This is a genomic window from Parafilimonas sp. (genome assembly GCF_051953455.1).
In the GTDB taxonomy this organism is placed as follows: Bacteria; Bacteroidota; Bacteroidia; order Chitinophagales; family Chitinophagaceae; genus Parafilimonas.
Window position 1 is genome coordinate 59,576 of record NZ_JBQCIT010000012.1, and the last position, 10,814, is coordinate 70,389.

At 41.3% G+C, this 10,814-nt stretch carries 9 protein-coding genes; 4 read left to right on the forward strand and 5 right to left on the reverse strand.

What is annotated here, in order from left to right; translation table 11 throughout:
- Nucleotides 1-2,085 (reverse strand): penicillin-binding protein 2, encoded by a 2,085-nt coding sequence (gene mrdA / locus ACTHN6_RS04570; RefSeq protein ID WP_440434538.1) that lies wholly within the window; start codon nucleotides 2,083-2,085, stop codon nucleotides 1-3.
- A 235-nt stretch (nucleotides 2,086-2,320) separates the two neighbouring features.
- Here mrdA and ACTHN6_RS04575 point away from each other — a divergent pair, with 235 nt between their 5' ends.
- The 4 genes from ACTHN6_RS04575 (at nucleotide 2,321) to ACTHN6_RS04590 (ending at nucleotide 5,255) form a co-directional block, all read left to right on the forward strand.
- Nucleotides 2,321-3,295, forward strand: coding sequence for a deoxyhypusine synthase family protein (locus tag ACTHN6_RS04575; protein WP_440434539.1), 975 nt, complete (start codon nucleotides 2,321-2,323; stop codon nucleotides 3,293-3,295).
- A gap of 134 nt (nucleotides 3,296-3,429) precedes the next feature.
- Nucleotides 3,430-3,957 carry a hypothetical protein gene (locus ACTHN6_RS04580; RefSeq protein ID WP_440434540.1) on the forward strand — a complete coding sequence of 176 codons (528 nt, stop codon included), beginning with the start codon at nucleotides 3,430-3,432 and terminating at the stop codon, nucleotides 3,955-3,957.
- Nucleotides 3,958-4,073: 116 nt separating this feature from the next.
- Nucleotides 4,074-4,499, forward strand: coding sequence for an SRPBCC family protein (locus ACTHN6_RS04585; RefSeq protein ID WP_440434541.1), 426 nt, complete (start codon nucleotides 4,074-4,076; stop codon nucleotides 4,497-4,499).
- Nucleotides 4,500-4,607: 108 nt separating this feature from the next.
- Complete coding sequence (locus ACTHN6_RS04590) at nucleotides 4,608-5,255, forward strand: 4'-phosphopantetheinyl transferase family protein (protein ID WP_440434542.1); 648 nt, start codon at nucleotides 4,608-4,610, stop codon at nucleotides 5,253-5,255.
- Nucleotides 5,256-5,498: 243 nt separating this feature from the next.
- Here ACTHN6_RS04590 and ACTHN6_RS04595 read toward each other — a convergent pair whose 3' ends face one another.
- From ACTHN6_RS04595 to ACTHN6_RS04610, 4 genes are all read right to left on the reverse strand, one after another.
- Nucleotides 5,499-7,238, reverse strand: a complete 1,740-nt coding sequence (locus ACTHN6_RS04595; RefSeq protein ID WP_440434543.1) for an amino acid permease — start codon at nucleotides 7,236-7,238, stop codon at nucleotides 5,499-5,501.
- Nucleotides 7,239-7,290: 52 nt separating this feature from the next.
- Nucleotides 7,291-7,440, reverse strand: a complete 150-nt coding sequence (locus ACTHN6_RS04600; protein ID WP_440434544.1) for a hypothetical protein — start codon at nucleotides 7,438-7,440, stop codon at nucleotides 7,291-7,293.
- Between the two features lie 286 nt (nucleotides 7,441-7,726).
- Entirely contained in the window at nucleotides 7,727-8,125 is a 399-nt protein-coding gene (locus ACTHN6_RS04605) for a hypothetical protein (protein WP_440434545.1), read from the reverse strand.
- A gap of 173 nt (nucleotides 8,126-8,298) precedes the next feature.
- Nucleotides 8,299-10,689, reverse strand: a complete 2,391-nt coding sequence (locus ACTHN6_RS04610; RefSeq protein ID WP_440434546.1) for a PIG-L family deacetylase — start codon at nucleotides 10,687-10,689, stop codon at nucleotides 8,299-8,301.
- Nucleotides 10,690-10,814 lie beyond the last annotated feature (125 nt).

Below are 10,814 nucleotides of genomic sequence, written 5' to 3' on the forward strand. Positions count from 1 at the left end.
TTAATTTTTAGGTTTAGCCTTTCGTTTTTCATCCGGCGTTTGTATGGCCGGTTTATTTTTCACCGGTATAGTATCGCCGTTGCCTTTACGGTTAGGCTCAGCTTCAGGATCATACTGTACCTGCCTGCTTGTTTCAAGGTTATTCTGGAAAACCGGCGCTGCATCCGCATTTATTTTTTGCGCCTGTTTAGCCAGCTTGATAGAATCTTTTTTATGATACCATTGTTTTATGGCAGCAGGAATAAGATCAGCACTGGCGATTCTTTCCACTTCCGGTTTGCGCTTTTCAGAAATAGAATCTTTTAAATACTGTTCCATCATAAGCGAGGCAATTGGCGCTGCCCAGGTGGCACCAAAGCCTGCATTTTCCACTACAACACAAATAGCTATTTTGGGATCTTCCATGGGTGCAAAGGCAACAAATAATGAGTGGTCTTTACCATGCGGATTTTGTGCCGTACCCGTTTTAGCGCAAATATTAACACCTTCAATCTGAGCCCTTCTTGCCGTACCAAATTCGGCCACATCGTGCATACCTAACTGTACCACACTAAACGAAGCGTCAGAAATATGTTCAAGCGGCGTATGTTTAACTCTGTACTTACCAACAAACTGAGAATCTGTCACTGTTTCGTTCTCAATGCTGTCTACAAAATGCGGCGTATAGTAATACCCTTTATTGGCGATGATGCACATGGCATTAGCCATCTGCAAAGGTGTGGCCAGCATCCTGTCCTGTCCTATGCCTAAGGTAACCATATTGCAACTATTCCACCTGTTGCCGCCAAAGTCGCGGTTGTAACCGGATGTATCGGGGATATTTCCATCGTCTTCGCTTGGTATATCAATATTCAGATCAACGCCGTAGCCAAAAGCATTCATATAGTGTTGCCACTGCGTATAACCCATGCGCACATTTGGATATTTTTTGTTGTCAACAATAAGCCTGAAAACATTGCTGAAATACGAATTGCATGACCAGGCAATGGCGGTACGCAGGTCTTTGGAATGACCGCTCCAATGCTCTGTACATCTAACCGGCCTGCCGCAGGCATAGTAAGCGCCGCTGCACGGGTAACCATACGATGGGGTAATTACACCTTCATCCAGTGCAATTAAAGCATCTAATGGTTTAAAAGTTGAGCCCGGCGGGTACTGCCCTTTTATGGCCCTGTTTAATAACGGGCGGGCTGTATCTAAAATCAGTCTTCCAAAATTTTTACGCCGCTGGGAGCCGGTAAGCATAACCGGATCATACGATGGTGCTGTAGCCATAGCCAGTATGCCGCCGGTTTTAGGATTGATGGCAACAGCACTGCCTATTTTATTTTGTAATAGTTTTTCGGCAAGTATTTGCAGGTTAACATCCATGCTGGTGTATAAATTGCGCCCGGCGATGGCTGCCGTATCAAAAATGCCATTGTTGTAAGAGCCTTGTATCCTGTTTTTATTGTCGCGTATAAACCGCTTCACGCCGCGCTGTCCCATTAATACTTTTTCGTAACTGCGTTCGAGGCCTGTCATGCCCGCATAATCGCCTGCTTCGTATCCTTCTGTTGCATGTCTTTTTAAAAAGCTGCTGTCAACCTCACCAAGATAACCCAGAACGTTGGCAGCCGAATGAAAGGGATAAGCTCTAACCGGTCTTTCAACAATATTAAACCCGGGAAATTTATACATGTTCTCATTCAGCCTGGCAAAAGCTTCATCGCTTATAAGTGGTTCAAAAATGCCCGGTTTATAACGGGAATTCCGGATGATGGCCGTAATAATGCGTTTATGATATTCCGCCGTATCAATACCAAGTATATCGCACAGCGCCATTGTATCAATGCCTTTGGTTTCATACGGCGTTACCATCAGGTCGTACATAATGGTATTTTCAAGAATAGCCTTTCCCCGGCGGTCATAAATAATGCCCCGGTCCGGGTAAATTACCTTGCGGTAAATAGCATTGTTTTCCGCCTGCAGTTTATATTCTGTTGAAAATATCTGCAGGTTGAGCAACTGAACTACGATGAGCAGGAAAATAATGATAAAAATAACCTGTATTATCCTGCTCCTTGACTGATTATAAACGGGCATGTATTATTGGTAGACGCTTTAATGTTCTGCTGCAAATTTTATAATAAGAAAATGATAAACAAGGTGAATAAAAGCAAAAATTTTGCACAAAAGAATGGTTGATGCAAATAGTTCTGCCCCGCATGTGGATAACAGCTATTTATTCGGGCACTTAACGAATGATATATTTAAAAACCGCATCTTTAACGGCCCACTTGTTTGTAAAAAATTATTTTTGCTATCTTAAATTTTAAAGATGAATAAAGGACCTGTTTCGCAATTTATACAGTATCACTACCGCCATTTTAATGCCGCTGCCTTAATGGATGCCGCTAAAGGTTATGAGGTGCATTTGAATGAAGGTGGTAAAATGATGGTTACGCTTGCCGGCGCCATGAGTACAGCCGAACTTGGCATTTCCCTGGCCGAAATGATACGGCAGGGAAAGATTGATATTATCAGTTGCACCGGCGCTAACCTGGAAGAAGACGTAATGAACCTTGTGGCGCATAACAGTTATAAACGCGTGCCCAATTACCGCGATTTAACGCCGCAGGAAGAATGGGATTTGCTGGAGAATCATTACAACCGTGTAACCGATACCTGCATTCCTGAAGAAGAAGCTTTTCGCCGTTTGCAAAAACACCTGGTGAAACAATGGAAAGATGCTGAAGCAAAAGGTGAACGTTATTTTCCGCATGAATTTTTATACAAAACCATTTTAAGCGGCGAACTTGACCAGTATTTTGAGATTGACAGAAAAGATAGCTGGATCATAGCGGCTGCCGAAAAGAATATCCCCATCATTGTGCCGGGCTGGGAGGACAGTACCACCGGGAACATTTTTGCCAGCTATGTTATAAAAAATGAATTGAAAGCAAGTACCGTGAAAACCGGTATTGAATATATGGTATATTTAACTGAGTGGTATCGTGCTAATAGTGGGGGCAAAGGTGTTGGCTTCTTCCAGATAGGCGGCGGCATTGCTGGTGATTTTCCCATTTGCGTGGTGCCGATGATGTACCAGGACCTCGAATGGCACGATGTGCCTTTCTGGAGTTATTTCTGCCAGATAAGTGACAGCACCACATCGTACGGCTCTTATTCAGGCGCTGTGCCGAACGAAAAAATAACCTGGGGCAAATTAGATATTCATACGCCAAAATTTATTGTGGAAAGCGATGCCACCATTGTTGCGCCTTTAATATTTGCGTGGATACTGGGGTGGTAAATTGGTTGAGCAGTTGACTGATTGAAATAGTTGAACGCGGTCAGACGCTTTTGAAGCGTCAGACCGGTATTGTGAATTAAACCCGTGCACAAGTGAACCCATGAACTTTTTGAACAAATAAAAAATAAAAGCCTATGAATATAGAAGAATTATTCCTGGAAGCTGAAGCAGATATTAAGAAAAACGCTCACGTGGATGCATTGCGCAAGTATGAAACTATTTTATATGACGAGCCCAATCATGCGCCTACGCATAACTCACTTGGCTGGATATATAAAACGCAGTTTGACGATTATAAAAAAGCCGAAATGCATTTTCGTGCTGCCATGAGAAGCGAACCAAATTATCCGCATCCTTATTTTCATTATGCGGTATTGTTAACCGATATGGAACGTTATGATGAACTGAAAAAGCACCTGGATAAGTGCCTTTCCGTTCCAACCATTGAGAAATCATGGGTGTATTATCGCTATGGGATTGCTGAAGAATTGAAGATGAGTTTTGATGCAGCAATTAGCTGTTTTGAGAAAGCCATTCTTAATTCGCTGAATGATGATAAAATAAAAGATTATCATGCAGACATTGAACGTTGCAGGAAAAAGATAGAGATAATGGTTAACCATAAAGAATGGCAGCAAAACAAGCCGGAGCCTGAAGCATAGAAATTCAATTACTAATGTCGCAATCAGCCTTATACTTGCCGTAATCTGCCACTTTATATTTTTTTATTAAGTATGATGTTTGCATTGTAATTATTAACAATAAAACTTTCAACACAATGCAAACAAAAAACAAAACAAACATTACAGTAGAAGCTACCGTAAATGTACCGGTTGAAAAAGCCTGGGAATATTTTACAAAGCCCGAACATATTACCAAATGGAATTTTGCTTCCGATGACTGGCATTGCCCGGAAGCAAAAAATGATTTGCAACCCGGCGGTAAGCTCCTGGCCAGGATGGAAGCCAAAGATGAAAGTTTTGGATTTGATTTTGAGGCTGTGTATGACACCGTTGAGCCCTATGAAAAAATAGAATATACAATTGCCGATGGCAGAAAGGTGCGTATTGATTTTAAACCCCAGGGCAACACAACGTATGTTACAGAAATATTTGAAGCAGAAGATACCAATTCTCTTGACATGCAAAAAACAGGCTGGCAGGCAATAATGGATAATTATAAAAAATACACTGAAAATAATTAATTGAACCATCAGGAAAGCCTGGCGTCAGTGCCGGGCTTTTTATTACATAAAATGGAATTACTCCTCCACTAAATTATCTGTTCAAAACTAAAAAGCAGAAATTCGCCTGTGCCTTTATTTTTTCAGCATACCATAAATGAAACCACGCAACTTGGAATCTGGCATATTGAAGAGGAAGAAGATTTTTTTCTTGCGAAAGTTCCGCTGCAAAAAAGTATAACGCATCCGCATAAACGTTTGCAGCATTTGGCAGGCCGTTATTTACTCCAGTATTTATTTCCTGATTTTCCGTATGCCGAAATTTTAATTGCTGATACAAAAAAACCTTATTTGCCCGGCGACCGTTATCATTTTTCCATTTCGCATTGCGGTAATTATGCTGCAGCCATCGTAAGCTCTACACATCGTGTGGGGATTGATATTGAAATTCCAACGGAAAAAGTTGCGCGTATTGCGTACAAGTTTATAAGTGAGGGGGAATGGGCTTTTTTATCCATAAACCATAGACCACAGTCCATAGACCCGTCGACAGTCAACCGTCAACTGTTGACTGTTTTGTGGAGCGCCAAAGAATCTTTATTTAAATGGTATAGTTTAGGCAAGGTTGATTTCAGGGAGAATATGCAACTCATTCAACCCATTCAAAAAAGCAGTGAGTATTTAATGCTGCCCTTTGTATTCAAGAAAAACGAGCCTGTTTACTTAACTATAACTGCCAGGATTTTTGATGAGATTGTATTGAGCTGGGCTATATAAATTCTGGAACAAAAAAAAGCCGGTGTAAACCGGCATTTAGTTTTCTGCAAGGGCGGACTTGTATTGTTAGCAACGGACCATACTTTCCAGCGCAGAATAATTTTGTTATAAATCTATCATGCACTTGAGGTAAGTATAAGATGTAATTATTAAATGGTTGAAGTTGCTTATTAAACGGCGTTTCCAGCGGCATGGAAACACGCCTCTGAAATTTTTTTTAGCAGGAATTAAATAAAAAGTGCGTCAGGCAGCAGCAAGTTTACTTTTTCTATAACCGTAAGAAAAATAAATAATGAGGCCTAATGCCAGCCAGCTTCCAAACCATGCCCAGTTCTCGCCGGTCATGCCGGTAAGCAGGTACATGCAGGTGGATAAACCAAGCAAGGGTATAAGCGACCAGTTTTTGAAAAAAGCTGTAATAGCCAGCATTATCATAATACACCAGAAAATGATGCTGGAAATATTGAATGACGCATTCTCTCCTGTTATATCGAAAAGTTGGGAGAAGTAATTATCCGCGGCAAAATGCGCAATAATCATAGCGGCTGCAACAATGAACGGGAATAAAATTTTTGAGTTGATATATGGCATATTGAATTTACCCGGCATTTTTTCCTTTACGGGAATAAGCAAAACGCCGCCGCACACCAGTACAAATGCAAACAAAGTGGCGATGCTGGTGAAATCAAGCACAAAATCTTTATCGGTAAATAAAATAGGAGCGCCTACAGCTACGCCGGTTAAAATAGTAGCAAACGAAGGCGTTTTATATTTTGGATGTATTTTTTGAAATACCGGCGGCAGTAAACCATCGCGGCTCATACTCATCCAAATCCTCGGCTGCCCCATCTGGAATACAAGCAATACGCTCGTCATGGCAATTACCGCGCAGATTGCAACAAGCATCTGCATCCAGCCGATATTAAGATTTTGCGGTTCAAAAATATAAGCCAGCGGATCACCCACATTTTCAAACTTTGAATACACGACTGTTCCGGTAAGCACCAGGGCAAGCACGATATAAATGGTTGTGCAGATAATTAAAGAGAGTATCATACCGCGGGGCAAATCGCGCTGCGGATTTTTACTTTCTTCGGCCAGCACACTTACGGCATCAAAACCAATGTAGGCAAAAAACACGCCGCTCACAGCAGCCATCACACCGCTAAAACCATTTGGCATAAATGCCTTTACGCCTTCGCTGTTTACAGGATGCCAGTTAGCCGTAAGATCATCATGAAATATCATATAACCGCCCACTATAATCACGAGCAAAACAATAGAGAGTTTAAGCACCACCATGGCATTGCTGAAGTTGCGGCTTTCTTTTATACCGCGGTACACCAGGCAGGTAATCAGGAGGTTGATAATAATGGCAGGCAGGTCGAATATTATTCTTAAACCGGCAACTACCGGTGCTGTATTCCACGCATTCAATAATTCGTTTGTTGAGCCGGTTGCTGCCTGGCCCGGGTTGTTTGCAAAAGCAACAGCTATATTATGCGCTTCCCGGTAGCTGCAGGTTAAATAATCGGGAATATGAATATTTATTTTATGCAGAAAGCTGGTAAAATAATCGCTCCATGAAAAGGCTACATAAATATTACCGATGGAATATTCCATAATTAAAGCCCATCCGATTATCCAGGCAAACAACTCTCCAAACGATGCATAAGCATAGGTGTAAGCGCTGCCGGCAACAGGTATGCGGCTGGCAAATTCAGAATAGCATAAAGCTGTAAAGCCGCAGGCAATGCCGCAGATAATAAAAAGCACTACAACGCCCGGCCCGCCCGAAAAAACCGCCATGCCTAAACTGCTGAAACTGCCGGCGCCAATGATGGCTGCAATACCAAAAAAAGTAAGGTCGCGCATGGTAAGCACCCGCTTAAGGCCTGCGCCGCCATGGTGATCGTCGGCCATTGTTTTGGCATCGTGCAAAATTTTGTCAATCTTTTTTGTACGGAAAAGCGGATGACTCATGCAATTGATTTTGTACAGTGAAAATAAGGAATTGGCAATTATTAATACAAACCTATTCTTTGGTTTTGCTGCCCAGGCTGCCGGCAAAAAGGCCGAGTATCAGGCCAATGATCAAACCGATCTTTACATTTTTAATGGCAAAGCCAATTACAACACCAATAATGATGAGCATTAAAAAACCAATTTTCCTTCTTGAATGCATGTATGGTTTATTGTTTTGGAGCTGCGTTTTAAAATCGGAAAGATTTGCAGCATGACTGAACCCGGCAAAGATGCTATGAAAAATCTATACACACAAGTGCCGGTTTTACCGGTAATAATTACAAAGCATGCAGCATTAAAAGATGCCTTATTTCATCTGTGATAATTTATATCCGCAGAAATACTATAGAAAGTTGAGTATGAGGTTTGATGGAAAATCTGTTGTAACGCAGAGAATACGCAAATCTTTTCAGGCCTTATCGCAATAGTTTAAACAACACAGAATTTTATTCAGCAATACGTTCATAAGTGGCGATGCTGCCATCGGCTGCAATAGCTCCATAGTATAGTTTTAAATTATTATGGCTGATTAAATAAGGCACCGTGTAAAGAGAATCAAACAATATGGCATTCATGCTTTCTCCTGTATCTGGGTTTTCCCCTTTTGTAATGCTGTAACTGCCGCTATCATTCAATACATTATTTACATAATGGCGATAGCTATTGGAAGTGAAAAAATATATGTTCCCGTTACCGGCTTCATAATTGCCTCCTCCGGGACCGTAACCGCCATAAACGGATCGCAATTCCCAACGACCTTTTAAAGCGTCTGCTGAAGAAACATTTTTATTGCAGGCAGTTAATAGTACCAGCAACATTATGGCAAGGTAAATCCCGGGTTTCATGATATTATTTTAATAATAAGGACTATCTAAAAAACGGAAACGTTGTAAACTGTTTGTGATTAATGAAAAAGCTTTTTCCATAATTATTGTCGCCGTTTTCCCGGTATTATTCGCTGTTTTTTACGGTCTTTTCGTTGTTTGAGCAAACCTTATTGCCTTGCAAAGTCTTCGGGTCACTGGCCTTTCGGCAATGCAATCAAATTTGCCATCAACCTGTAAGCGCCATTAACGCCGGCGGGTAACTCCCTGAAAAATACAATGCCTGCATACACAAAATTGCCTTTGCCATATTTGGCAATAATGAGGCCGCCATTACTTTCCGGTTCATTCACATCGTGCATGCCAAGCGGCGCCTGGTAATGTTTATCAAACTGTTCTGCATGATAGGTACTGCGTTCCTGGATCCAGTTATTAAAGTCTGCGCTGGTGATTTTATTGGGATAATTGAGTGCAGGATTATTGGGCAATAATATATGCACAGGTGAAATTTCTTCTGTAACCCTCGTGCGGCTGATGGTAAAATTATACGGGCCGATATTGGCTTTCACCGTACCAATCTGGTTGTTGGTATTGTATTGCACAATCAGGTTGCCGCCGTTTTTTATATAGTTCATCAGCACACCATATTTTTCATTCAGCCATTCATTTATATTGTAAGCACGCACGCCGGTTATCACAGCATCAAACTGTTTTAAATTGGATGTTGTAAAATCATTTGGCGAAAGCATCTTTACCTCGTAACCCATTTGCTGCAGGCTCTGCGGCAATTTATCACCGGCACCGGGAATGTATCCAATACGTTTGCCCACTGTTTTTACTTCTTCATTTATTACATGAATTTTATCTGTTGCATAATAATGGATGTAAGGAATGTGCTCGTATTGAATGGAATGCAGGTCGCCGTTATAAGATTCAGGCTGATTATTGATATTAACTTCAACCGCAACAGAAGGTTCGCCTTTTTGTTTATTGTAATATTTGGATAACGAGAAGCTGAAATCGTATGTTTGATTGTATTCCAGATCAACCGTTGTATCTTTTATAAAGACAGAATCATTATCCTGCACAAAAAATAACTTCAGTTTTGAGTGGGGCGCTTCGATGTATGATTTCACCTGGGCATATACGTTATCATTTTTAAGCGCCACATTATTTTGTTTGATATTGGTTAAAACAACAGAAGGCCTCACTGCAATGCTCAAAGGGTTTATTACCATAAACGGTTCATATAATTCGCCGCGGGCAGGATTTACAAACCTGTACTGAACGGGTTTATCAATCGTTATATCCGTTCCGTTTATGCTGAAAGTGAAACTCGCCGGGTATGCTGCATCGTTTTGCGCTTTGCCGATGAGGGTTTGATTTTTTACGGTAAAACTTCCAATGCTGTCAATACCATATTCAAGCCAGTAAGGCTGTGAAACCGGCATATTATCTTCCACCATAAAATTGCGGGAAAAGCTAAGATTCGTGTTGGTGGCAAGATTTGTATTGAGAACGGAATCGAATGCAAGCAGCTTTATATCCTTTAATGTAACGTTTGTATTCAGCCGCTTATTTACCACAAACCTTACATTGAATTTTTGCTGCTGTACGCCAAACTCATTATTGGTGGTAGCTTCTGCGTAAATGCCGCAGCATTCAACCAGCAATTGTTTTACTTCTTCCAGCTTTTTATGTTTCCAGTAGCCATCGGGCAATTGCTCAATTGATTTATATAAACCCACCAATGCAGCAACAGCATTTTCAGGATGTTCAAACTGAAAGTTTTTAATGATTGCATCAACCTGTTGCTCAACGTTAGCTGCACCAATGCGTTGCCATGTTGTATCCACCCCATCAAACAAATTATTTTTTACAGGCGAGCCATCCAGCAATTCAAAATATTCATACGCTTCACCTCTTTGCGCGGCGGAGCCAAAGCCCTGGCTTCTGTGCCGGCTGCGGCTTAGCGAAGCAATTTCACCATAACTTTTTCCAAGCAAAGTATTATAAGCGCCTACTTCCATTTTAAACTGGTCGTCACTGGTAGTATTTACGTTGCCAAAGTTGAATGTGTTCCATAAAATCCTTTTGGCCTGCCAGGGTTTTACACCATACTTAAATTGTTCGGGAAACATGGTTGAATCAGCCGCGGCGGCAAAAGCTTCTTTTGCTAAAATGGAGGATGCTGCATGATGGCCATGGCCAGCTCTTGCATCGCCGGGAAAGCGGGTGATGATCACATCGGGCTGGAAATTGCGTATCACCCAAACCACATCGCTTAAAATTTTATCATGGTTCCAGAACCTTAAGGCTTCATCCGAACTTTTTGAAAATCCAAAATCATAAGCACGGCTAAAGAATTGTTCAGCGCCATCAATTCTTCTTGCCGATAATAATTCCTGCGTTCTTATTAAGCCGAGTTCAGTGCCTTGTTCATCGCCAATTAAATTCTGACCGCCATCGCCGCGTGTTAAACTCATATAACCTGTTCTCAATAATTCACCATTGGCAAAGTAGGTGAGCAGCCTTGTGTTCTCATCATCAGGATGCGCCGCTATGTATAAAACACTGCCCAGCACATTTAATTTTTTCAGTTTCTGATAAATATCAGCGCTTTTATGTATTGGAGGCGTTTGTGCAATGGAAAAAACGGGGATAAAGAAAAATGCAAATCAAACAAGCAGCGGTAATTTTCTAAATATCA